This window comes from Pseudaminobacter sp. Soil_N_29, from assembly GCF_057656055.1.
The window spans coordinates 23017-45590 of record NZ_JBDGLC010000011.1; the positions used below are offsets into that span (position 1 = coordinate 23017).

The 22574-nt window shown below is 64.2% G+C and carries 21 protein-coding genes; 9 read left to right on the plus strand and 12 right to left on the minus strand.

What is annotated here, in order from left to right; translation table 11 throughout:
- Nucleotides 1-99 precede the first annotated feature (99 nt).
- Complete coding sequence (locus AC3A4H_RS21365; RefSeq protein WP_487768513.1) at nt 100-1062, plus strand: LysR substrate-binding domain-containing protein; 963 nt, start codon at nt 100-102, stop codon at nt 1060-1062.
- A 245-nt stretch (nt 1063-1307) separates the two neighbouring features.
- Here AC3A4H_RS21365 and AC3A4H_RS21370 read toward each other — a convergent pair whose 3' ends face one another.
- From AC3A4H_RS21370 to ccoN, 10 genes are all read right to left on the minus strand, one after another.
- Nucleotides 1308-2573, minus strand: coding sequence for a saccharopine dehydrogenase family protein (locus tag AC3A4H_RS21370; protein WP_487768514.1), 1266 nt, complete (start codon nt 2571-2573; stop codon nt 1308-1310).
- Nucleotides 2574-2619: 46 nt separating this feature from the next.
- The gene (nspC, locus tag AC3A4H_RS21375) at nt 2620-3717 is read right to left on the minus strand and encodes a carboxynorspermidine decarboxylase (RefSeq protein ID WP_487768515.1); all 1098 of its coding nucleotides are present in this window, start codon (nt 3715-3717) and stop codon (nt 2620-2622) included.
- A 464-nt stretch (nt 3718-4181) separates the two neighbouring features.
- Complete coding sequence (gene ccoS / locus AC3A4H_RS21380; RefSeq protein WP_487768516.1) at nt 4182-4334, minus strand: cbb3-type cytochrome oxidase assembly protein CcoS; 153 nt, start codon at nt 4332-4334, stop codon at nt 4182-4184.
- On the minus strand, nt 4331-6601 hold the full coding sequence (locus AC3A4H_RS21385; RefSeq protein WP_487768517.1) for a cation-translocating P-type ATPase: 2271 nt from the start codon (nt 6599-6601) through the stop codon (nt 4331-4333). The genes ccoS and AC3A4H_RS21385 overlap by 4 nt, the downstream gene beginning before the upstream one ends.
- The gene (locus AC3A4H_RS21390; protein WP_487768624.1) at nt 6598-7095 is read right to left on the minus strand and encodes a FixH family protein; all 498 of its coding nucleotides are present in this window, start codon (nt 7093-7095) and stop codon (nt 6598-6600) included. Before AC3A4H_RS21390 ends, AC3A4H_RS21385 begins: the two co-directional genes overlap by 4 nt.
- Nucleotides 7095-8648 carry a cytochrome c oxidase accessory protein CcoG gene (ccoG, locus tag AC3A4H_RS21395; protein ID WP_487768625.1) on the minus strand — a complete coding sequence of 518 codons (1554 nt, stop codon included), beginning with the start codon at nt 8646-8648 and terminating at the stop codon, nt 7095-7097. The genes AC3A4H_RS21390 and ccoG overlap by 1 nt, the downstream gene beginning before the upstream one ends.
- 17 nt (nt 8649-8665) lie before the next feature.
- The gene (gene ccoP, locus AC3A4H_RS21400) at nt 8666-9529 is read right to left on the minus strand and encodes a cytochrome-c oxidase, cbb3-type subunit III (RefSeq protein WP_487768518.1); all 864 of its coding nucleotides are present in this window, start codon (nt 9527-9529) and stop codon (nt 8666-8668) included.
- 2 nt (nt 9530-9531) lie between these two features.
- On the minus strand, nt 9532-9684 hold the full coding sequence (locus AC3A4H_RS21405; protein ID WP_348780740.1) for a cbb3-type cytochrome c oxidase subunit 3: 153 nt from the start codon (nt 9682-9684) through the stop codon (nt 9532-9534).
- Between the two features lie 10 nt (nt 9685-9694).
- Nucleotides 9695-10426, minus strand: coding sequence for a cytochrome-c oxidase, cbb3-type subunit II (gene ccoO, locus AC3A4H_RS21410; RefSeq protein ID WP_487768519.1), 732 nt, complete (start codon nt 10424-10426; stop codon nt 9695-9697).
- A 9-nt stretch (nt 10427-10435) separates the two neighbouring features.
- Nucleotides 10436-12049 carry a cytochrome-c oxidase, cbb3-type subunit I gene (gene ccoN / locus AC3A4H_RS21415; protein WP_487768520.1) on the minus strand — a complete coding sequence of 538 codons (1614 nt, stop codon included), beginning with the start codon at nt 12047-12049 and terminating at the stop codon, nt 10436-10438.
- 184 nt (nt 12050-12233) lie between these two features.
- On the opposite strand from ccoN, the gene AC3A4H_RS21420 reads away from it, so the two are divergent.
- A complete protein-coding gene (locus tag AC3A4H_RS21420) occupies nt 12234-12755 on the plus strand; it encodes a hemerythrin domain-containing protein (protein ID WP_348780737.1) in 522 nt (173 codons plus the stop codon).
- A 5-nt stretch (nt 12756-12760) separates the two neighbouring features.
- Here AC3A4H_RS21420 and AC3A4H_RS21425 read toward each other — a convergent pair whose 3' ends face one another.
- Nucleotides 12761-13489 (minus strand): Crp/Fnr family transcriptional regulator, encoded by a 729-nt coding sequence (locus tag AC3A4H_RS21425; RefSeq protein WP_487768626.1) that lies wholly within the window; start codon nt 13487-13489, stop codon nt 12761-12763.
- 277 nt (nt 13490-13766) lie between these two features.
- Here AC3A4H_RS21425 and AC3A4H_RS21430 point away from each other — a divergent pair, with 277 nt between their 5' ends.
- From AC3A4H_RS21430 to AC3A4H_RS21460, 7 genes are all read left to right on the plus strand, one after another.
- On the plus strand, nt 13767-14930 hold the full coding sequence (locus tag AC3A4H_RS21430; protein WP_487768521.1) for a transporter substrate-binding domain-containing protein: 1164 nt from the start codon (nt 13767-13769) through the stop codon (nt 14928-14930).
- Complete coding sequence (locus AC3A4H_RS21435) at nt 14927-15526, plus strand: ANTAR domain-containing response regulator (protein WP_487768522.1); 600 nt, start codon at nt 14927-14929, stop codon at nt 15524-15526. The genes AC3A4H_RS21430 and AC3A4H_RS21435 overlap by 4 nt, the downstream gene beginning before the upstream one ends.
- A complete protein-coding gene (locus AC3A4H_RS21440) occupies nt 15523-16416 on the plus strand; it encodes an ABC transporter permease (RefSeq protein WP_487768523.1) in 894 nt (297 codons plus the stop codon). Before AC3A4H_RS21435 ends, AC3A4H_RS21440 begins: the two co-directional genes overlap by 4 nt.
- Nucleotides 16416-17336: an ABC transporter permease gene (locus tag AC3A4H_RS21445; RefSeq protein ID WP_348780733.1), complete on the plus strand. Its 921-nt coding sequence runs from the start codon at nt 16416-16418 to the stop codon at nt 17334-17336. Before AC3A4H_RS21440 ends, AC3A4H_RS21445 begins: the two co-directional genes overlap by 1 nt.
- A 45-nt stretch (nt 17337-17381) precedes the next feature.
- The gene (locus AC3A4H_RS21450; protein WP_487768524.1) at nt 17382-19007 is read left to right on the plus strand and encodes an ABC transporter substrate-binding protein; all 1626 of its coding nucleotides are present in this window, start codon (nt 17382-17384) and stop codon (nt 19005-19007) included.
- Entirely contained in the window at nt 18997-19941 is a 945-nt protein-coding gene (locus tag AC3A4H_RS21455; protein WP_487768525.1) for an acetamidase/formamidase family protein, read from the plus strand. The genes AC3A4H_RS21450 and AC3A4H_RS21455 overlap by 11 nt, the downstream gene beginning before the upstream one ends.
- A 61-nt stretch (nt 19942-20002) precedes the next feature.
- Entirely contained in the window at nt 20003-21799 is a 1797-nt protein-coding gene (locus AC3A4H_RS21460) for an ABC transporter ATP-binding protein (protein WP_487768526.1), read from the plus strand.
- Nucleotides 21800-21861: 62 nt separating this feature from the next.
- Here AC3A4H_RS21460 and AC3A4H_RS21465 read toward each other — a convergent pair whose 3' ends face one another.
- Entirely contained in the window at nt 21862-22404 is a 543-nt protein-coding gene (locus AC3A4H_RS21465) for a MarR family winged helix-turn-helix transcriptional regulator (protein WP_487768527.1), read from the minus strand.
- Nucleotides 22405-22574 lie beyond the last annotated feature (170 nt).

Sequence of the window (22574 nt, forward strand, 5' to 3'; positions counted from 1 at the left end):
CGCTGTGAGGCAGGCCCGCGGAATCGACGATGCATAAACTCTCATCATGCGATAAAGCGTCAACGGCATTTTTTGGAACGCCTTGCATGAGGTTTTGTAATGTCAGGCTTTCGGCGGCAATTGCCTTCGATGACGGCTCTGGTGGTGTTCGAGGCGGCGGCGCGACAGGCAAGTTTTACCCGCGCGGCGGCCGAGCTTGGCATCACCCAGGCGGCGGTGAGCCGGCAGGTACAGGCGCTGGAAAGCAGCCTCGGCTTTCCGCTGTTTCGCCGCATGCATCGCGCGATCGAGCTTACCGAGCCGGGCAGGGCGCTGGCCGCCTCGATGTCGGAGGCGCTCGGCATCGTGGCGCAGACGGTGCGCACCATCACCAGCGGCAGGGATGCCGGCGAACTGACCATCTCGGCCACGGTGGCGTTCTCGCATTTCTGGCTGCTGCCGAAGGTTTCGAGCTTCCGGCGCACCGATCCCGATATCAAGCTCAAGATCGTGACCCAGGACCCCAGCGTCGACCTGCTGCGCGACGAGATCGACGTGGCGATCCGCTACGGCGACGGCAACTGGCCGGATGGCAAGGCGGTCCTGCTGTTCGGCGACGACGTGTTTCCGGTGTGCAGCCCTGACTATCTCGCCCAGCGCAGCGCGCCCGATTGCGTCGCCGACCTTGCCCGCCACAATCTTATCGCCAGCGACGCGCATGAGCCGACCTGGGTCGACTGGGACCATTGGCTGGGCGCGTTCGGGCACGGCGGCGAGCGCAAGAACATCACGCTTAGCTGCAATTTCTACACCGACGCGCTCTACGCGGCGATGCGCGGCGAAGGCATTGCGCTGGGCTGGCATCGGCTGGTGGATGATCTGCTGCAGCGCGGCCAGCTCGTGCGCGTGTCGGTGGAAACGTTGCGGCCGCGCTCGGCCTACTATGTGGTCATCAAGCACGGGGCGCCGAAGGCGTCGGTGGTGTCCTTCCTGAACTGGATACGGGCAGAGGCCGACGCGACACCGCCCAGGCCGCTTGGGAACAGCCTCTTCGCAAACGAAAACGTCCCCTCCGGTGGGTAGGGCTATCGCTATACGGATGCTTCGAGGCGGTTTGTAACCCCACCCCTAGCCCCTCCCCACAAGGGGGAGGGGGATGATTTCGCCGCCGTGATCACCAAAACGGTGAAGGTTGGTACCAGACGGCCAAGCCGCGAGATTCTCCTCCCCCTTGTGGGGAGGGGGTAGGGGTTGCTTCAAACGAAAACGCCCCCTCCGGCGAGGGAGGAGGCGTAGAAGCTGCCGCAGCGCGGCAATGCCGGGTTGCCTTATTCGGCGGCCATGCGGAATTCGGGGAACTCCAGCGCGCGGTCGCCGTCGGCATCCTTGATGCGCGTCGGCAGGCCGATCTCGTTGAGCACGCCCAGGAACGGCCGGGGCGGCAGGTCCTCGACATTGGCCATCTTCTTCACGTCCCAGTCGCCCTTCGCGACCAGGAGCGCGGCGGCCACAGCCGGCACGCCGGCCGTGTAGGAAATGCCCTGGCTGCCGACTTCCTGATAGGCTTCGGCATGGTCGGCGACGTTATAGATGAAGACTTCGCGTTCCTTGCCGTCCTTCACGCCCTTCACGAAGTCGCCGATGCAGGTCTTGCCGGTGTAGTTCGGCGCCAGCGAGGACGGATCGGGCAGGACTGCCTTGACCACCTTGAGCGGCACGACTTCCACGCCTTCGGCGGTCTTGACCGGCTTCTCGGACAGAAGACCGAGGTTCTTCAGCACGGTGAAGACGTTGATGTAGTGGTCGCCGAAGCCCATCCAGAAGCGGACCGTCGGAATGCCGAGGATCTGCGACAGCGAATGCACCTCGTCATGGCCGGTCATGTAGGCCTTCTGCTTGCCGACCACCGGCAGGTCCCACTCCTTGCCGACCTCGAACATCTTGTTCGAGACCCACTGGTTGTCCTGCCACGACCAGACCTGGCCGGTGAATTCGCGGAAGTTGATCTCCGGGTCGAAGTTCGTCGCGAAATACTTGCCATGGCTGCCGGCGTTGATGTCGACGATATCGACGGAGTCGATCTTGTCGAAATACTCGTCGAAAGCCAGCTTGGCATAGGCATTCACCACGCCGGGGTCGAAACCGGCGCCCAGAATGGCGGTGACGCCGGCCTTCTCGCACTCTTCACGGCGCTTCCACTCATAGTTGGCATACCATGGCGGCGTTTCGCAGATCTTGGTCGGATCTTCGTGGATGGCCGTGTCGATATAGGCCGCGCCCGTGGCGATGCATGCAGACAGCACCGACATGTTGAGGAAGGCCGAGCCGACATTGATGACGATTCGACTTTTGGTCTTCTCGATCAGCGCCTTGGTCGCCTCGATGTCCATCGCGTCGAGCGCGTGTGCTTCCAACACGCCGTCAGCCTTTTTCAGGCTGTTCTTCTGCCGGATAGACTCGATGATGGCAGTGCATTTGCCGAGTGTGCGCGAAGCGACGTGGATGTCGCCGAACACGTCGTTATGCCGTGCGCATTTGTGAGCGACGACCTGGGCCACGCCGCCCGCGCCGATGATCAGAACGTTCTTCTTCATTCGGGCGTTTGTCTCCTTCTGTCCCGTTGGCAAAACCCGGCAAGCCTCACGAGAGGCTTGCGACGTAATCCTCAAAACCGAACTCGCGCACCACGCGCACGGTGCCGTCCAGCTCGCGCACCGCGATGGACGGCATGCGCACGCCGTTGAACCAGTTCTTTTTGACCATTGTGTAACCGGCCGCGTCCTGGATCGAGATCCGGTCGCCGACCTTGAGCTTTTCCTCGAAGCGGAACTCGCCGAAGATGTCGCCGGCCAGGCACGACTTGCCGCAGACCATGTAGCTGTGCGGCCCCGCATCGGGCGAGACCTTGGCGTCCTGGCGGTAGATCAGCAGATCGAGCATGTGAGCCTCGATCGAGCTGTCGACAATGGCGAGGTCCTTGCCGTTGTTCAGCATGTCGAGCACGGTCACTTCCAGCGTCGTGCTCTTGGTGATGGCGGCTTCGCCCGGCTCCAGATAGACCTGCACGCCGTAGCGCTCGGAAAATGCCTTCAGGCGCGCGCAGAACTTGTCGAGCGGGTAGTTCTCGCCGGTGAAGTGGATGCCGCCGCCAAGGCTCACCCATTCGGCGCGGCCGAGCAGGGCGCCAAACTTTTCCTCGATCTGCGTGAGCATGCGGTCGAAGAGGCCAAAGTCCTCGTTCTCGCAGTTGTTGTGGATCATGAAGCCGCTGATGCGGTCCATTACGGCTTCGACCTTGGTCACATCCCACTCGCCCAGACGGCTGAAGGGGCGCGCCGGATCGGCGAGATCGAAACTGGACGAACTGACCTGCGGGTTGAGGCGCAGGCCGCGCGCCAGACCGTTTGCCCGATCGGCGAAGCGCTCCAGCTGGCCGATCGAATTGAAGATGATCTTGTCGGCATTGGCCACGACCTCATCGATCTCGTGATCGGCATAGGCGACCGAATAGGCGTGGGTCTCGCCGCCGAACTTTTCGCGGCCGAGCCTGACCTCGTTGAGCGACGACGAAGTGGTGCCGTCCATATATTCGCGCATCAGGTCGAAGACCGACCATGTGGCGAAGCACTTCAGCGCCAGAAGCAGCTTGGCGCCGGAATGCTCGCGCACATAGGCGATCTTTTCCATGTTGGGGAGCAGCCGGGACTTGTCGACAAGGTAGTAGGGGGTCTGGATCATCAATTCAGTGCTGGCTCAAGAGGCTTTCGGTTCAATGCACGCCGCATGCCGGGGCCGGCGATACGGTGCGCGTTGCGGGAGATTTTTGGCCTTTTAGGAAGTGACGGTCGCAATCTCAAGCAATTTGGGCTCGAAAGGCGATAAAGCCGTGTTCCCGGCGGTCCTGCCGTTGGGACCCGCCGAAGCGCGGCCCCGCATCATCAGGCTTCCATTTGTGGTTATCGCCCTTCGGCGAAATGGGTGCGGCTGGGTTGTAGTTGAGCAACCTGGCTGCCCCGGACGCGAAGCCAGGCTTCGATCGCGCCCGGGCTAAATTCCCGCTTTTATGCGCTGAGGCTCTCGCTGAAAGATGAGGCGGAATTCGACCATGCGCGCATGGTAACCATAGGTGGGGCGATGTCAAGCAAGCGCCCTGGGACATATTGCCGTTGCGCTGGCAGGCGGCACCTCTCGGCGGGAGGGCGTCAGGCCGGCTTGTCGCCGTCGTCGATCAGGATGCGGGAGGCGGCGCCGTCAAGATCGTCGTACTGGCCGCTTTTCAGCGACCAGAGGAAGGCGGCCAGGCCAAGGCCGCCCAGGAGCAACGCGATCGGGATCAGATAGACGAGGACCGTCATTTGGCCGGTTCCATCGTGCCCATTGCGCGGTGCGTGCCGTTTTCCTTGGACGCCTTGGCGGTGGATTTTTTCGCGCCCTTGAGACGAAGCGCGTTGGACACCACCAGCACCGAGGAGAACGACATGGAAAGCGCCGCTACCAGAGGGGTAACATAGCCCAAAATGGCGATCGGCACAGCAATGACGTTGTAGATGCCGGCAATGGCGAGGTTCTGCCGGATCAGCCGGCCGGAATCCCTGGAGATGCGCAGCGTCAGCGGCACGGCGGCCAGGCTTTCGCGCAGGAAGACGAAATCGGCGGCGTTGCGGCCGACATCGGCGGCGGTGGCAGGCGCCATCGAGACGTGAGCAGCCACCAGTGCAGGCGCGTCGTTGAGGCCGTCGCCGACCATCAGCACCTTGCGCCCGTCGGCTGCAAGCGCGGCCACGCGGCCTGCCTTGTCGCCCGGCAGCACGCCGGCGCGGAAGTCCCTGATGCCGAGCGCCTGGCTCAACCTGGCCACCGCCGCTGGCCGGTCGCCGGAGAGCACCTCGAGGCGCAGGTTCTTGCCGGAAAGCTGCTTGACGGCATCGGTTGCGCCGTCGCGCAGACGGTCCTCGAAGGCGAACTGCGCCAGCAGCTTGCCGTTTTTGGTCAGCACGGTGCCAGCCTCCGCTTGCGCCTGCCCTTCGGTCAGCGCCCAGTCCGCCCGGCCGAGGCGATAGAGGTCGCCGCGTGCGGTCGCCTCCATGCCGTAGCCGGGCAGTTCCTGGATGTCGCCAAGCGCGAAGCCGGGACCTTCGGCGCCGGTCTGGGCGAGCGCCTTCGACAGCGGGTGGCGTGAATGCGCGCCCATGGCGGCGGCGATGCCGAGCGCCTTGGGATCGATGGCTTCGACGTTGACCAGCCTCGGCGTGCCGACGGTCAGCGTGCCGGTCTTGTCGAAGACGATCGTGTCGATGGTGGCCAGGCGTTCCATCGCAGAGCCGTCCTTGACCATGATGCCGCTCTCGAACAGGCGGCGTGCGGCAACGACCTGCACGATCGGCACCGCCAGCGCCAGCGCACAGGGGCAGGTGATGATCAGCACCGAAATGGCGATGGTGATGGAGCGGTGCAGGTCGCCGGTCATCGCTGCCCAGCCGATAAAGGTGAGCAAGGCTGTGAGGTGGACGACCGGCGAATAGAGCGCGGAGGCGCGATCTGCGATGCGGCGATAGACGTTGCGACCGCCTTCGGCCGCTTCCATCATCCGCACCATTTCGGCAAGGAAGGAATCCTTCGCCGCCGCCAGCGCGCGGATGGTCAGCGGGCCGGTGAGGTTGAGCGTGCCGGCGCGGATTTCCGCACCCGGGGCCACATGCTGCGGCTCGCTTTCGCCAGACACCAGCGAGCAGTCGAGATCGGAGGCGCCTTCCTCGATGCGCGCATCCACCGGTACGCGCTCGCCTGCAGCGAGCAGGATGCGCATATCGGGCTCGATTTCGTCGACCGGCAGATAGTCGCGCGAGCCGTCGGGGCGCAGCACCATTGCACCGCGGGCGGCAAGCCGCGCCAGCCCCTTCACCGCCTCGCGGGCGCGTTCGCGCATGACATGGTCGAAGGTGCGGCCAATCAGCAGGAAGAACAGCAGCGTGGCCGAAGCGTCGAAATAGGCGTGCTGACCGTGATGCATGGTTTCATAGATGCTCATGCCATAGGCGAGCAGGATGCCGAGCGAGATCGGCACGTCCATGTTCATGCGGCCGCGCCTGAGGCCGTTCCAGGCCGAGCGGAAGAAGATGCGACCCGCAAAGACAAGTGCTGGAATGGCGATCAGCGCCGAAACCCAGTGAAACAGGTCGCGGGTCGAGCCTTCGGCGCCCGACCACACTGAAACCGAAAGCAGCATGATGTTGGCCGAGGCGAAGCCCGATATTCCCAACGCCCGGATCAGTTCGGCAAGCGTCTTGTCCTTCTGGCCGACCTCCGGGTCGAACAGGTGCGTTTCGTAGCCGAGGCCCTCGATGGTAGGCACGATCGGCGGCACCCGGCCTTCGTGCCAGCGCACGCTGACGCGCCGCGTCGACAGGTTGACGCGGGCGTTTTCCACGCCTTCGAGGCGGGAAAGGGCGCTCTCGATCTTCTGGATGCAGGCCCCGCAATGGATGCCGGGCACCGCAAGGTCGCTCTGGCGAAGTCCTTCGCCGACGGCCCGGCTGGCCAGCAGCATTTCCTCCGGCGAGGGGCCGGCGCGCTCGGCGCGCTCGAGGTCGGAGACGATTTCGGTGGGGGCGCAGCAACTCATTTGAAAGCTCCCTCCTTCACGACGACGCGCCGGACATCGCGGTAGGGCAAGGTTTCCCCGATGTCGGCCTCGACTTCCACGATCCAGATGCCGTCGCGGATCGTCCGTTCGGCGCCATAGGCGCCGTCAGGCAACGGCTTCAGCGTGATGGTCTCGTCTTCCGCTTCATAGGCGGGGCGGCGGAACTTGGCGGTCACGCCCTTGGGGTGCACCGCCGCGCCGCTGGCGTCGGCAAGGACGAAGCGCACCAGGCCCGGCTGCAGTTCCAGCGTGGTCTGCCAGCCGCGCGCGGCCTGGGCGCGGCCTTCGGCAGCCTTGCGGTTGAACTCCTGGCTGGCGACATAGGTGTTCTGGACCACGAGCCCGGTCCAGCTCGTATTGGCGTAGACCGCCATGACGATGTTCACGGTGATGATGGTGCCGAAGAAGAGCACCATCACGACCAGCATGTGCCAGCCGGTGAATTGCCTGGGGCGGAACGCGCGCGCAATCATCATCTCTTCTCCGGTGCCTTGAAGGTCGCGACATAGGCGTCATGCTCGCCGCTCGCCTGGTCCTCGACCATGAACTTGAAGGAAGTCGCGGTGCCCGGCACGCGATACCTCGGCAGTCGCACAAAGACCTTGAGCGTCTTCAGCCGGTCCGGCTCGAGCGCGACCTCGACCGACCGGTCTTCCGAGTGCTCCATGCCTACCACCGACATTGTGGCGCCGGGCAGGCCGTCGAGCGACAGCACGACGGTGCGCGGCTCGGGGATCATGTTGAGCAGCTTGACGGTGTAGCCGTTGCGGAACGAGCCGTCGGAAAGGGTGACGAACTGCGGGTTGCGATCGTGCAGAACGCTGAGCTCCAGCCGATCGCGGCTGAGCAGCGCGTAGAACAGCGCGAGCCCGACCAGCGACCATGCCGCAAAATAGATGATGGTACGCGGCCGCACCAGCTTGCGCAGGCGGAACTGCGCCACCTTCTCGGAAAGCGTGCCCGCGGGCGTGCGGACCTTGGCCGGGTCGATCGCATGGGCGCCGTTGCCGGTGGCGAGCGCCATGTTGGCCTGGTAGTCGTTCAGCGTGGCGTAGGAAATGAGCCCGCGTTCCTTGCCGATCTTGTCCATGACGCTGTCGCAGGCGTCGATGCAGAGCGCGCAGGTGATGCATTCGAGCTGCTGGCCGTCGCGGATGTCGATGCCCATCGGGCAGACGGCCACGCAGGCATTGCAGTCCACGCAATCGCCGATCGTCTCGCCGGCGGCGGCGGCCTTCTTGGCGTGGCGCGAGCGGGGCTCGCCGCGCCAGTCGTTGTAGGTGACCGTCAGCGAGTTCTCGTCGAGCATCGCAGCCTGGATGCGCGGCCACGGGCACATGTAGGTGCAGACCTGCTCGCGCATCAGCCCGCCGAAAGTGTAGGTGGTGGCTGTGAGGATGGCGACGGTAATGTAGGCGATCGGCGCGGCCTGGAGCGTGAAGAGTTCCTTCAACAGCGTGGGGGCGTCGGCGAAGTAGAAGATCCAGGCGCCGCCGGTGGCCACCGCAATCAGCAGCCAGATCAGGTGCTTTGTCACCCGCCTCCAGAGCTTGTCGAACGACCAGGGCGCGGAATCGAGCTTGATGCGGGCGTTCCGGTCGCCTTCGATGGCGCGCTCGATGACTAGGAACAGGTCGACCCAGACCGTCTGCGGACAGGTGTAGCCGCACCAGGCGCGGCCGACCGTCGAAGTGATGAGGAACAGGCCGATGCCGGCCATGACCAGCAGGCCGGCGACGAAGAAGAACTCCTGCGGCCAGATCTCGATGGGGAAGAAGTAGAAGCGGCGGTTGGCCATGTCGAGCAACACGGCCTGGTCGGGAGCGTATGGCCCCCGATCCCAGCGCAGCCACGGCGTCAGGTAGTAGATGCCCAGCGTGACCGCCATGATCAACCACTTGAAACGCCGAAAACTTCCCGAAGCACGCTTCGGGAAGATTTTCTTGCGCGGCGCATAGAGCGGCTGACGGCTCTTGGCCGAGTTGACCGGTGTGGCCTCAAGCCGTTCGATGTCGGCCCGCTCCATGGTGCGCTTGTCCAATGTTATTCTCCCCCGCCCAGCGAGTGAACATAAACGGTGAGTTCCTTCACCGTGCTGTCGCCCAGCCTGCCCAGCCAGGCAGGCATCACGCCATGCCTTGGTGCGCGAACCTGCCTGGCGACCTCGGCTTCGGTCGATCCGTAGAGCGAGATCGCGTCGGTGAGGTTCGGAGCGCCGAAGTCGCGGTTGCCCTTGGCGTCTTCGCCGTGGCAGCTGGCGCAGTTGTCGGCAAACACCTCCTTGCCGGCGGCGGCCGCCGTTGCGTCGGCGGCGTTGCCCGTCAGGCTGGCGACATAGGAGGAAACCTGCCGGATCTGTTCCTTGTCGAGAATGTCGCCGAACGCCGGCATCTCGGAGGAATGGCTGTCCGGGTCGCCGGCATAACGAATGCCGTGCGCGATCGTCTGGTAGATGTTGTCAGCGCTTCCGCCCCACAGCCAGTCGTCGTCATTGAGGTTGGGGAAGCCGGGCGAGCCTTCCGCGCCCGAGCCGTGGCACTGGATGCAGTTGACCTTGAAGGCGGCCGCACCCGCCGCGGTGGCGAAGTCACGCAGCTGGTCGTCGGCCATGATCTCGCTGACCGACTTGGCCGCAATGGCGTCGGCGAAGCTCTGCTTGGCGGCGTCGGCAACGGCCATTTCGTTCTTGAGGTCGCCGCGGCTCGAATAGCCGAGTATGCCGGAGGTGGCGGACGTCAGCATCGGCCAGGCCGGATAGGCGACGGTGTAGCCGACCGCCCAGACGATGGTGGCGTAGAAGCACAACACCCACCAGCGCGGCATGGGGTTGTTGAGTTCGCGGATGCCGTCCCACTCATGACCGGTGGTTTCGACGCCGGAAACTTCGTCGATATGCTTTTTCGTCATAGTCATTCATCCTTGAGCGGGATTTGCGCGGCCGCTTCGGCATGCTTGCGACTGCCGGGGCGGAAGGCGAACAGAACGACCCCGACGAAGAACAACACCATGGCCAACAGCCCCCAGCTGTCGGCGAAGTGGCGCATTGCTGTGTAGGTTTCCATCGCGACCTCCTCAGCGGTAACCGGCGGCGGCGTCATAGGTCGAGAAGTCGACCAGCGTGCCGAGCATCTGCAGGTAGGCGACCAGCGCGTCCATCTCGGTGAGGACTGCGGGGTTGCCGTCGAAGTCGCCTATTTTCGCCTTTGGGTAGCGCGCCAGCAGGGCCGACGTGTCCGCATTCGGATCGGCCTGGGCCTTCAGGTCGGCATCCGCGCTGTCGATCATCTCCTCGGTATAGGGAACGCCCACCGCCTTGTTGGCCTTGAGGTGATACTTGATGTCCTTCACCTCCAGCCGGCTGGTCGCGAGGAAGGCGTACGAAGGCATGACCGATTCCGGCACCACCGAACGCGGTTCGATCAGGTGCTGGACGTGCCATTCGTTCGAGTAGCGGTCGCCCACGCGGGCGAGGTCCGGCCCGGTACGCTTGGAGCCCCACTGGAAGGGATGGTCGTACATGGACTCGGCCGCCAGGCTGTAGTGGCCGTAGCGTTCCACCTCGTCACGGAAGGGCCGGATCATCTGGCTATGGCAGGTGTAGCAACCCTCGCGGATGTAGATGTTGCGTCCCGCCAGCTCCAGCGGCGAGTAGGGGCGCATGCCCTCCACCTTCTCGATGGTGTTGTCGAGATAGAACAGCGGCGCGATCTCGACAATGCCGCCGATGGTGACGACCAGGAACGAGCCCACGAAGAGCAGCGTCGCGTTCTTCTCGATGATGGAATGTTTGTCGAGCAATGACATTTAAAGCTCCTATTCGGCCGGCTGCAGCGCGGGTGTCGTGCCGGGGATCGGCTTTTCCTGGCGCTGATGGCCACGAATGGTCATGAACACGTTCCAGGCCATGATCAGTCCGCCAGCCAGGTAGAGGACACCGCCCATCATGCGCAGCACGTAGTAGGGCAGCATGGCGGCCACGGATTCGGCGAAGGAGTAGACCAGGAAGCCCTTCTCGTCGTATTCGCGCCACATCAGGCCCTGCTGGATGCCGGCGACCCACATGGCGGCCGCATAGATGACGATGCCGAGGGTTGCGAGCCAGAAGTGCCAGCTGACCATGCGGATCGAGTAGAGCCGCTCGCGGTTCCACAATCTCGGCACAAGGAAATAGACCGCGCCAAAGGTGATCATGCCGTTCCAGCCGAGTGCGCCGGAGTGCACGTGGCCGATGGTCCAGTCGGTGTAGTGCGACAGCGAGTTGACCGTCTTGATCGACATCATCGGGCCTTCGAAGGTCGCCATGCCGTAGAAGGCCACGGCCATGACCATCATGCGGATGATGGGGTCGGTGCGGATCTTGTCCCAGGCGCCAGAGAGCGTCATCAGGCCGTTGATCATGCCGCCCCAGGAAGGCATCCACAGCATGATCGAGAAGACCATGCCCAGCGTCTGCGCCCAATCGGGCAGGGCGGTGTAGTGCAGGTGGTGCGGGCCGGCCCAGATGTAGAGGAAGATCAGCGCCCAGAAGTGGATGATCGACAACCGGTAGGAATAGACCGGGCGCTCGGCCTGCTTGGGGATGAAGTAGTACATCATGCCCAGGAAGCCGGCGGTGAGGAAGAAACCGACCGCGTTATGGCCATACCACCACTGCGTCAATGCGTCCTGCACGCCGGCGAAGGCCGAATAGCTCTTGGAGCTGAGGAAGGAGACCGGAACCGCCAGGTTGTTGACGATGTGCAGCATCGCAATCGTCACGATGAAGGACAGGTAGAACCAGTTCGCGACGTAGATATGCGGTTCCTTGCGCTTCAGGATGGTGCCGAGGAACACGGCCAGATAGGCGACCCAGACGACCGTCAGCCAGAGGTCGACATACCATTCAGGCTCCGCATATTCGCGGCTCTGGGTGATGCCCAGCAGGTAGCCCGTGGCGGCCATGATGATGAAGAGCTGATAGCCCCAGAAGACGAACCAGGCGAGATTGCCGCCGAACAGCCGCGCGCGGGAAGTGCGCTGGACAACGTAGAACGACGTCGCGATCAGCGCGTTGCCGCCGAAAGCGAAGATCACCGCCGAGGTGTGCAGCGGGCGAACGCGCCCGAAATTGAACCAGGGCTCCAGGTTGAGGTCCGGAAAGGCGAGCTGTGCGGCGACGAGGACGCCGACCAGAAAGCCCACTGCGCCCCAGAACACGGTCGCGATGACGCCGTAGCGGATCGGACCGTCCAGATACTCGGACGTATCGGCTGCGGTGGCGGCCGCGCCGAAGCGGGTATTGCGCATCAGCAATATCGCGCCGGACGTCAGCGCGAAGAACAGCACCCACATATGTGCGCGGAACAGGTCGTCCCCCGCGAAGGCGGCGCCCAGTAGTGCCAGAAAGGCAGCGACTGTGACGCCGATGATTTCGACACCAAATTTCATGAACGGTCCCCTATGAGGCAATTCGACAGCGAATCCCCCGGAAGGACGGTCGATCCGCGGCCGGACATTGGCCGCCCCGCGGTGCCCTCTCCTTGATCTGGATCAAAGAGCAGGGGCATGCAGACGTGCATCTTGGTCGCACCCTGGGGGCCGTAAATCGGCGCTGTTGTGGGAGGGAGGGGGAATGTTCATGGCGGCGACGGAGGAAAGCAGCGTGCTTTCAGCAAGGCCCGAGAAAGACGACTTCGAAGACAAGGTTTGCCGGCTTGGCGATGGCCCACCTGCTGACGTCATGGCGCGTCTGCACGCCCAGAAGCTGGCGCTGTGCGACCTGCTGGAAGAAGTTGCCGATTCACTTCCGCAGGACCTCGACCGCGCCCGATGCGCCGAGATTGCCGCCACCCTGGAGCCGCTGATGCGGGCCGTTCACGCATACGAGGAAGAGGTGCTGTTTCCCGCCTATGTCGCCAGCCAGGGCGCGACGCCGCAGGCAGACGAACTGATTGCCCGCCTGAAGGCCGAGCACATCGAGGACGTGGATTTCGCAACCGAGCTGGCGGAGGGGCTGTCGCTAGTCGCCACCGGCTCGGACATGCCCAACGCCGACGCGCTGGGCTATATGCTGCGCGGCTTCTTCTCGGCGGTGCGTCGCCATGTCGCCGGCGAACGCGAGGCGATGGCGCCGCTGCTTTCGGAAAAGGCGTGAGCGACCTAGACGTTCGCTCGCTTTGCCAGGCGCGCAATATCGGGGATCGTGATCTGACGATTGTTCTCGATCTCGATCACGCCGTCCTTGCGCAGCTTGGTCATCTGGCGGCTGACCGTCTCGATCGTCAGGCCGAGGAAATCGGCGATGTCGGCGCGGGTAAGCGGCAGGTCGTAGGTGATCGGCCCGTCGCCGGCCGAAGCTTCCGGATCGATGCGGATTGCCACCATGTGCAGGAAGCTCGCGACCTTTTCCGCGGCCGTCTTTCGGCCGAGGGTCAGCATCCAGTCGCGGGCTTCGTCCAGTTCGTCCAGCGTCTGCTTCAGGAGCCTGTGCTCGAGCTCCGGGGCTTCCTTGATCATCCGATCGATGACCGATCTGGGGAAGGAACAAAGCGAAACCGGCGTGGCCGCAACCGCGTTGAGCGTGCTTTCCGACTTGAAGGGCCGCCCCAGGAAGTCGGGTGCGAACTGCAATCCGACGATCTGCTGGCGCCCGTCCGACAGAACCTTGCTGAGCTTGACCACGCCCGACAGCATGTTCGAGAAGGTGGTGATGGGTTCGCTGTCGCCGATGAGCTCGGTGCCAGCCGCGATCTCGTGTTTGGACGAGTGCTTGCTGAGCGCCAGCAGTTGCTCGGGCGCAAGCGCTCCGCAGACTCCACGGTGCCTCGACTCGCACGCCCGGCAAAGCACCGGAATGTCCGAATTGTGGATGTCTTGCCTGACATTCATCTTGATTGCCGATCTGACCATTGAAGTTCTTGTCATACAGCGTCCCGTTGCGGAAATCTCGCGTCAGTTTGTCTCCCGCCGCGCCGGACAGCACCTTGGCGCTGCGGCAATATGCTGTGCGCTGGCTTTCCCGGCGGCGACGAAAACCACTTGACAGCGGTTCAAGAGGCCGGAAGACTGTAGCCGACAATCAGATTTTGCTTGGCACTTGGGCCTTGTTCCGGAATTCATGTTCCGTGAGCGAGGCCGTTTGCGTTTTTGGAGTGGGCCGCAAGGCATGGGGAGATCGATACCGATCGGGTTGCTGTTTTCGCGGTCCGGGCCCTATTGGGCTCCCGGACAGCAGGGCTATTATGGCGCCCTGGCCGCGATCGAGGCGGTCAACGCCAGCGCCGATCATCCGTTCGAATTCGTCGCCCATGCGGCCGATCCAGAAGGCAACACGGACCGCTATGCCGGGCTGTGCCGCGACATGATCAAGCGCACGGGGCTGCGGCACGTGGTCGGCTGCACCACCTCCTGGAGCCGCAAGGAAGTCATTCCGGTCGTGGAAAAGGCGGACGCGCTGCTTTGGTATCCTTGCGTCTACGAGGGCTTCGAGGCGAGCGAGAATGTCGTCTACATCGCCGCCAGCCCCAACCAGCACCTTTTGCCGCTGCTCGACTACATCGTGCCGCGCTTCGGGCGTAACGCCTTCCTGACCGGATCGAACTACATCTGGGGCTGGGAGATGAACCGCATCGCCCGCGAGGTGCTGCACCATTCGGGCGGCAGCGTGTTGGGCGAGCGCTTCGTGCCGATCGGCGACGTCGACATCCATCACATCATGGGCGAGATTCGGGCGAAGAAGCCGGATTTTATCCTGAACAATCTGATCGGCCCTTCATCCTACGCCTTCCTGAAGGCCTATTACGAGCTCGGGCTCGCCGATCCGAGCTTCGCGCCGGGCGCGCGGCCGGTGCTGAGCTGCAATTTCTACGAAGGCGAGGGGGCGCTGCTCGGCGAAGCCGTGGCCGGCCACTACACGGTGAGCTGCTATTTCCAGTCCTTGCAGACGCCGGCCAACCAGGCGTTCCTGAAGGCCGTCGAAGGCCGGCCCGGCACCGAGCAGGTGACCAGCTTCTTCGCCCAGAGCTATACCAGCGTGCTGATGATCGCCAACGCGATCCGGCAGGCAGGCACGGACGCCATCACCGAGGTTCTGGCAGCCGCCAAGGCGCATCGCTTCTCGGCGCCCTTCGGCGAAAGCGTCGTGGATGCGCGCACCAATCACGTGCTGATGCCGGCCCATATCGGCAAGGCGCGGGCCGACGGCGACTTCGACGTCGTCCATGAGGCTGCCCAGGCAATCGAGCCCGACCCATTCTTGACGCGCACGCGCCTTGGCGTTCCGACGGCCGGGGGCGAGGCCAAGTCCGCTCATTTGAGGGTTGTCCAATGAGCATGTCGCGACCGACACCATCCTTCATCGGCTGGCGGGCTTTGGTTGTGCACAAGCCGCATCCAAACGTCGACGCGCTGCTTTTGCAGTTCGAGCGCATCGGCATGGCGGCTTCGCACTGCTGGCCGGAAATCACCGACCTGCCGGACCTCGACCAGTTCAACGTGGTGCTGATCGACGCCGACATGGGCTATGACGGGCAATTTCCCTGGAAGCCCGGCGAGGCGCCGGTGCCCACCATTGCGCTCATCGGCAGCGAGGCGCCGGGGCGCGTTTCCTGGGCCATGAACCAGGGCGCCGACGCCCAGATGCTGAAGCCGATCGGCAGCGCCGGTCTCTACAGCGCGCTGGTGGCGGCATCCCATGCATTTGCGCAGCGCAAGGCGCTGCTGGCGGAAGTCGCGGCGCTGCGCGCGCGCCTCGACAGCCGCGAACTCCTGGCCGAGGCGACGGCCGTGCTGATGCTGCGCGACAACATCAGCGCAAAGGCGGCTTTCCAGAAGCTGCGTCTCATGGCGATGGCCGACCGCGAAACGCTGGAAGCGGCTGCCGAGCGCCTCATCGACACATTCAGCGAGGCAAGACTGGCCCGATGACCACCATTGAAGCAACCCAACCCGCCGCGACCGCGCCATCCAGGGGCGTGTGGAGCCGGCTTGTCCGGCGCCCCCTGGCAGTGTTCGGACTGATCATCATCGCCGTCGCGGTGTTCGCCGCAGTCTTCGGGCCATGGATCGTGCCCTATGATCCCTATGAGCAGTTCTTCGACGGGCTGACCCTTGAAGGCGCGCCGCTGCCGCCGGATGCGAAATTCTGGTTCGGCACCGACCTCGTCGGCCGCGACCTGCTCAGCCGGCTTATCTATGGCGCGCGCACCTCGCTCATCATCGGCGTCGTGGCCAATGGCACCGCCGTGTTCACCGGCGCGGTGGTCGGCATCTGCGCCGGCTATTTCCGCGGCTGGGTCGAGACGATCCTGATGCGCTTCACCGACCTGATGATGGCCTTCCCGGCGCTGCTGCTGGCCATCGTGCTGGCCGCCATCTTCACGCCCAGCCTGTGGATCGTCGCTATGGTGATCGCCATGGTCAACTGGGTGCAGATCGCCCGCGTCATCTACACCGAGACGCGCTCGCTTTCGGAGCGCGACTTCATCGACGCCGAGCGCGCGATGGGTGCGGGGCACATGCGCATCATGCTGCGGCACATCCTGCCGCATCAGCTCTCCACCATCATCGTTTGGGCGACGCTCGGCATCGCCACTACCGTGCTGCTGGAGGCGACGCTGTCGTTCCTCGGCATCGGCGTTCAGCCGCCGATCCCGTCGTGGGGCAACATCATCTTCGAAAACCAGACCTATTTCACCAGCGCGCCCTGGCTGGTGTTCATTCCGGGTGCGGCGATCCTGCTGCTCGCGCTTGCCTTCAACCTCGTCGGTGACGCCCTGCGCGACATCCTCGACCCGACGCAGCAGGGACACCACTGATGCTCGCCTATATCTCCCGCCGCCTGCTGCAAACGGTGCTGATCCTGCTGGGGATCAGCCTGGTCACCTTCGTCCTGCTCTATCTCGTGCCGGCCGATCCGGCGCGCCAGATCGCCGGCCGCAGCGCCACCGCGCAGACGGTCGCCAACATCCGCGAGCAGCTCGGCCTGAACCTGCCGTTCTACCAGCAGTATCTGCGCTATCTGGGCGGGCTGCTGCAGGGCGACCTCGGCCGCTCCTACCTGCAGAAGACGGAAGTGGCCGAACTGATCTGGTCGCGCCTGCCGGCGAGCCTGCTGCTCATGTGCGGCGCGATTTTCTGCGAGCTCTTGTTGGGCTTGACCATGGGCGTCATCGCAGCGCTGCGCCGCGGCACCAAGGTCGACAACGGCCTGATGATCGTTTCCTTCCTCGGCGTCTCGGCGCCGCAGTTCGTGATCGGCATCCTGCTGCTCTACGTCTTCGCGGTGCAGCTCGGCTGGTTCCCGATCGGCGGCTACGGTACCTTCGCGCATCTCGTGCTGCCGTCGATCACGCTCGGCTTCCTCGGCGCCGGCTGGTATTCGCGCATGATGCGCTCGTCGCTGCTCGACGTGCTTCGGCAGGATTACATCCGCACCGCGCGCGCCAAGGGCCTGACGCGCGCCAAGATCCTGTTCGGGCACGCCATTCCCAACGCCATCCTGCCCATCATCGCCATGATCGGCATCGACATCGGCCTGTTCATGTCGGGCATCGTGGTGGTGGAAAGCGTGTTCGGCTGGCCCGGCATCGGCCAGCTTGCCTGGCAGGCGATCCAGCGCATCGACATCCCGATCATCATGGGCGTGACCATGGTGTCGGCCTTCGCAATCGTGCTGGGCAACCTGCTGGCCGACCTGATCGCGCCGTGGGTCGACCCTCGCATCAAGCTTCGTTGAAGTGCAATCCATGACAACAAGAACCCTGGAGTAAAGGAACAGAATATGAAGACAAAGCTTCTCAAGAGCGTTGCGTCGCTCGCTCTGGCCGTCGCCATCGCCGGCCCGGCCTTCGCCGACGATATCAAGAAGGGCGGCTCGATGATCGTCACCTACAAGGACGACGTCTCCACGCTCGACCCGGCGATCGGCTACGACTGGCAGAACTGGTCGATGATCAAGTCGCTGTTCGACGGCCTGATGGACTACGAGCCGGGCACGACGAACCTGAAGAAGGACATCGCCGAGGACTACACGATCTCGGAAGACGGCAAGACCTTCACCTTCACCCTGCGCAAGGGCGTCAAGTTCCACAACGGCCGCGAGCTGACCGCCGAGGACGTCAAGTACTCGATCGACCGCGTCGTCGACCCGAAGACGCAGAGCCCCGGCGCCGGCTTCTTCGGCTCCATCGTCGGCTTCGAGGAAGCCTCCGAGGGCAAGGCAGATGGCCTCTCCGGCATCACCGTCGTCGACCCCTACACGATCAAGTTCGAGCTCTCGCGCCCGGACGCCACCTTCCTGCACGTCATGGCGATCAACTTCTCGCACGTCGTGCCCAAGGAAGAGGTCGAGAAGTACGGCGCCGACTTCGGCAAGCATCCGGTCGGCTCGGGCGCGTTCAAGCTGGCCGAATGGTCGCTCGGCCAGAAGCTGGTATTCGAGCGCTTCGCCGACTACTGGAACCCGGACCTGCCCAAGCTCGACCAGATCACCTTCGAGGTCGGCCAGGAGCCGATCGTGGCGCTGCTGCGCCTGCAGAAGGGCGAGGTCGACATTCCGGGCGACGGCATCCCGCCGGCCAAGTTCATCGAGGTCAAGGACGACCCGGCGTTCAAGGACCTGATCATCCAGGGCGGCCAGCTGCACACCGGCTACGTCACCATGAACGTCAAGATCGCTCCCTTCGACAATGTGAAGGTGCGTCAGGCGGTCAACATGGCGATCAACAAGGATCGCATCGTGCGCATCATCAACGGCCGCGCGATTCCCGCCAACCAGCCGCTGCCGCCGTCCATGCCGGGCTATGCCAAGGACTATGCCGGCTATGCCTATGACGTCGAGAAGGCCAAGGCTCTGCTGGCCGAGGCCGGCCTGGCCGACGGCTTCGAGACCGAGCTGTTCGTCGCCAACACCGATCCGCAGCCGCGCATCGCCCAGGCGATCCAGCAGGACCTGGCGGCCATCGGCATCAAGGCTTCGATCAAGGCGCTGGCGCAGGCCAACGTGATCGCGGCCGGCGGCGAGCCGGACGGCGCGCCGATGGTCTGGTCGGGCGGCATGGGCTGGATCGCCGACTTCCCGGATCCGTCCAACTTCTACGGCCCGATCCTTGGCTGCGGCGGCGCGGTCCAGGGCGGCTGGAACTGGTCGTGGTACTGCAACGAGGATCTCGAGAAGAAGGCCACCGAGGCCGACTCCATCGTCGATCCCGCCAAGCAGGGCGAGCGCGAGGCCATGTGGCGCGACATCTACGTGAAGATCATGGAAGACGCGCCGTGGGCGCCGGTGTTCAACGAGGAGCGCTTCTCCGTGCGTTCGGCCCGCATCGGCGGCGCGGACAATCTCTTCGTCGATCCGGTCCACATCCCCGTCCACTACGATCAGGTCTACGCCAAAGATGTGCAGTAACTGCGACTACACAATCCACAGCCTTCACCATCACTATGGGTGGGATCGTTCGATCCCGCCCGTGGCGACGGTAGCGCCCGGGTCGAGCCTGAAGTTCGAGTGCGTCGACAGCGGCTCCGGCCACTTCAAGCCGGACAGCACGGTTGCCGACGTCTCGACGCTGGACTTCTCCAAGGTCAATCCGGTCACCGGTCCCATCTATGTCGATGGGGCCAAGCCGGGCGACGCGCTGAAGGTCACGATCCATCAGTTCGAGCCGTCGGGCTTCGGCTGGACGGCGAACATTCCGGGCTTCGGCCTGCTCGCCGACCAGTTCAAGGAACCGGCGCTGGCGCTGTGGAAGTATGATCCCGACACGATGCAGCCGGCGCTGTTCGGCAAGCATGCGCGCGTGCCGTTGAAGCCTTTCGCCGGCACCATCGGCGTGGCGCTCGCCGAGGAGGGACTGCACTCCGTGGTTCCGCCGCGGCGTGTGGGTGGCAATCTCGACATCCGCGATCTGGCCGCCGGAACGACGCTCTACCTGCCCGTCGAGGTGGAGGGCGCGCTGTTCTCCATCGGCGACACGCACGCGGCCCAGGGTGACGGCGAGGTTTGCGGCACGGCGATCGAAAGCGCCATGAACGTGGCGGTGACGCTCGACGTGGTAAAGGACGCAAACCTTTCCATGCCGCGCTTCACCACGCCGGGACCGGTCACGCGCCATCTCGACGAGAAGGGCTACGAGGTCACCACCGGCATCGGCCCCGACCTGATGAGCGGCGCAAAGGCTGCGGTGTCCAACATGGTCGACCTGCTTTGCAAGCAGCACAACCTGTCGGCGGAAGACGCCTACATGCTGTGCTCGGTGTGCGGCGATCTGAGGATCAGCGAAATCGTCGACATGCCCAACTGGGTCGTGTCGTTCTATTTCCCGCGCGTCGTTTTCGAATGAAATCGTGGGACGCGGGCATTCGTCCGCGTCCCACTCCCCCTCTCGGAGCTATCCAGGCATAATGAACAAGCCAACGCAGGACACGCTTCTCAGCGTCAAAGATCTCGTAACCCAGGTGGCGACGCCCGAGGGCGCAAAGATCGTGGTGAACCGGCTATCGTTCGACCTGGCTCGCGGCGAGACGCTGTGCATCGCCGGAGAAAGCGGCTCGGGCAAGTCGATGACGGCGCTGTCGCTGATGCAATTGCTGCCCAAGCCGATGGCGCGGGTTGCCTCCGGCACGGCCATGCTCAACGGCCAGAACATTCTGGCACTTTCCGAAAGCCAGATGCGCCATGTGCGCGGCAGGCACATCGGCATGATCTTCCAGGAGCCGATGACTTCGCTCAACCCGGTGCTGACCATCGGGCGGCAGCTTGCCGAGGCGATCGTCGCCCACAAGCCCGTCTCCGCGGCCGAAGCAAGGAAGGCGGCGAAGGACCTTCTCGACCAGGTCCAGATTTCCGACGCGGCACGCCGGCTCGACCAGTATCCGCATGAACTTTCGGGCGGCATGCGCCAGCGCGTGATGATCGCCATCGCACTCGCGCAAAAGCCCGAGATCCTCATTGCCGACGAGCCGACGACCGCGCTCGACGTGACCGTCCAGGCGCAGATCCTGGCGCTGATCCGCGAACTCCAGGCCCAGAACGGCATTTCCGTGATGCTCATCACCCACGACATGGGCGTGGTGGCCGAGATGGCCGACCGCGTTCTGGTGATGAACCGGGGCATGGAGGTCGAAAGCGGACCGCTGAAGCAGATCTTCACCCAGCCTGCTGACGAATATACCCGCACGCTGCTCGCTGCCGTGCCGCGCCTCGGCGAGATGACGGGCACCACGCAGCCCAAGCGCGCCCCCGCGCAGCCCAAGGCCGAGGAAGCCGCGCCCGCGCAGGCCGCCGCCGAGGCGCCGGTCGTGGAAGTCGACAACCTGGTGGTGCGCTTCGACATCAAGGGCGGCATTTTGCAGCGCCCGGTCAAGCGCGTGCATGCCGTCGAAGGCGTGTCGTTCCAGATCAAGCCGGGCGAGACGCTGTCGCTGGTGGGCGAATCCGGCTGCGGCAAGTCGACCACCGGCAAGGCACTGCTCAACCTCATTCCCTGGAGCGGCAGCATCCGCGTCGGCGGCAAGGAAACCGCCAATCTCACGCGACCCGAGCGCAAGCAGGTGCTGCGCGATATCCAGATGATCTTCCAGGACCCCTATGCCTCGCTCGATCCGCGCATGCGGGTGGGCGATCTGGTGGCCGAGCCGCTGGTGATCCACGGGCTGGCTTCTGGGTCGGAACTCAACGACCGCGTGGAATATCTGTTCCGGCGCACCGGCCTCTCGGCCGACCAGATGAAGCGCTATCCGCACGAGTTCTCGGGTGGGCAGCGGCAGCGCATCTGCATCGCGCGCGCGCTTTCGCTGTCGCCCAAGGTCATCGTAGCCGACGAAAGCGTGGCAGCACTCGACGTGTCGATCCAGGCGCAGGTGCTGGACCTGCTTCAGGACATCCAGAACGAGACCGGCATATCCTACCTGTTCATCAGCCATGACATGGCGGTGGTGGAGCAGATCAGCCACCGCGTGGCGGTGATGTATATGGGCCGTTTCGTCGAAACCGGCACGCGCGCGCAGGTGTTCGAAAACCCGCAGCACGCCTACACCAAGAAGCTGATGGAAGCCGTTCCTGTGGCCGATCCGGATCGCCTGCGCAAGCCTTTCGTGCGCACCGACGGCGACCTGCCAAGCCCGGTCCACGGGCTGGACTACGTGCCGCCGAAGCTGGTGATGCAGGACATGGGCGCCGGCCACATGGTCTGGAACTGACTATTTTACGGCGGGCGGCGCGACGACATAGCGCCGCCGCCGCTTAGGTGCCGCCGGCCGCGTCAGCGTTCGGATGCGGCAATCATCATGCCGAGCGCGTCGGCCGTCATATCCAGCGCATCATCCGAAAGCACCGAGACCAGCTTGCGCTCCACCTCGGCGTGCTCGGCCATGGCCGCATCGGCGATTTTCAGACCTTCCTCCGTCAGTTCCACGATAACGCCGCGGCCGTCGCGCTCGTCGGCCATGCGGCGCACCAGCCCGTCTTTCTCCATGCGGCGCAGCAGGTTCGACAGGCCCCCCGACGAAAGCAGCAGCGTGTCCAGCAGTTCGCCCGGCGACATGCGGTAGGGGCTGCCGGCCACGCGCAAGGTGGCCAGAACCGCATAGGTCGGATATTTCAGCCCGTGGCGGGCAAGCACGCGATCCACCGCGCGCAGGATGACGTCGTGGAGATGCAGGATGCGCCCGACCACGGCCTTGCCCGAACAATCGATGTCGGGGCGCTCGCGACGCCATTGCGCCATGCCGCGCGCGACCCTGTCATTGGCCCAGATCTCGGCGTTCTCAGCTTTCATCGCGTTCCCGGCAATCTGCTTCGGCATTCATCATATCCAATTTCGTACCGCAAGCCATGCAACGGACACATCGTTGCGGCAGGCTCCCGTTCAGGTAATTTATCTTCCGGTTTTCTTTCTTGAAAGACATATTCTTCCATGTTAGGCGTCCGGCCCGGCGCAGGCGCATCAGGCGCGGCGCCAGGAAAGATAAAAAG

Bases quoted from the DNA above. Each gene is read 5' to 3' on its own strand.
- ccoO (WP_487768519.1), bottom strand. From the start codon at position 10,426: ATGTCATTGCTCGACAAACATTCCATCATCGAGAAGAACGCGACGCTG.
- AC3A4H_RS21425 (WP_487768626.1), bottom strand. From the start codon at position 13,489: ATGAATGTCAGGCAAGACATCCACAATTCGGACATTCCGGTGCTTTGC.
- nspC (WP_487768515.1), bottom strand. From the start codon at position 3,717: ATGATCCAGACCCCCTACTACCTTGTCGACAAGTCCCGGCTGCTCCCC.
- AC3A4H_RS21440 (WP_487768523.1), top strand. From the start codon at position 15,523: ATGACCACCATTGAAGCAACCCAACCCGCCGCGACCGCGCCATCCAGG.
- ccoN (WP_487768520.1), bottom strand. From the start codon at position 12,049: ATGAAATTTGGTGTCGAAATCATCGGCGTCACAGTCGCTGCCTTTCTG.
- AC3A4H_RS21455 (WP_487768525.1), top strand. From the start codon at position 18,997: ATGTGCAGTAACTGCGACTACACAATCCACAGCCTTCACCATCACTAT.
- AC3A4H_RS21435 (WP_487768522.1), top strand. From the start codon at position 14,927: ATGAGCATGTCGCGACCGACACCATCCTTCATCGGCTGGCGGGCTTTG.
- AC3A4H_RS21420 (WP_348780737.1), top strand. From the start codon at position 12,234: ATGTTCATGGCGGCGACGGAGGAAAGCAGCGTGCTTTCAGCAAGGCCC.
- AC3A4H_RS21405 (WP_348780740.1), bottom strand. From the start codon at position 9,684: ATGGAAACCTACACAGCAATGCGCCACTTCGCCGACAGCTGGGGGCTG.
- AC3A4H_RS21390 (WP_487768624.1), bottom strand. From the start codon at position 7,095: ATGATTGCGCGCGCGTTCCGCCCCAGGCAATTCACCGGCTGGCACATG.
- AC3A4H_RS21450 (WP_487768524.1), top strand. From the start codon at position 17,382: ATGAAGACAAAGCTTCTCAAGAGCGTTGCGTCGCTCGCTCTGGCCGTC.
- AC3A4H_RS21385 (WP_487768517.1), bottom strand. From the start codon at position 6,601: ATGAGTTGCTGCGCCCCCACCGAAATCGTCTCCGACCTCGAGCGCGCC.
- AC3A4H_RS21365 (WP_487768513.1), top strand. From the start codon at position 100: ATGTCAGGCTTTCGGCGGCAATTGCCTTCGATGACGGCTCTGGTGGTG.
- AC3A4H_RS21465 (WP_487768527.1), bottom strand. From the start codon at position 22,404: ATGCCGAAGCAGATTGCCGGGAACGCGATGAAAGCTGAGAACGCCGAG.
- ccoP (WP_487768518.1), bottom strand. From the start codon at position 9,529: ATGACGAAAAAGCATATCGACGAAGTTTCCGGCGTCGAAACCACCGGT.
- ccoS (WP_487768516.1), bottom strand. From the start codon at position 4,334: ATGACGGTCCTCGTCTATCTGATCCCGATCGCGTTGCTCCTGGGCGGC.
- AC3A4H_RS21370 (WP_487768514.1), bottom strand. From the start codon at position 2,573: ATGAAGAAGAACGTTCTGATCATCGGCGCGGGCGGCGTGGCCCAGGTC.
- AC3A4H_RS21430 (WP_487768521.1), top strand. From the start codon at position 13,767: ATGGGGAGATCGATACCGATCGGGTTGCTGTTTTCGCGGTCCGGGCCC.
- AC3A4H_RS21445 (WP_348780733.1), top strand. From the start codon at position 16,416: ATGCTCGCCTATATCTCCCGCCGCCTGCTGCAAACGGTGCTGATCCTG.
- AC3A4H_RS21460 (WP_487768526.1), top strand. From the start codon at position 20,003: ATGAACAAGCCAACGCAGGACACGCTTCTCAGCGTCAAAGATCTCGTA.
- ccoG (WP_487768625.1), bottom strand. From the start codon at position 8,648: ATGGAGCGGGCCGACATCGAACGGCTTGAGGCCACACCGGTCAACTCG.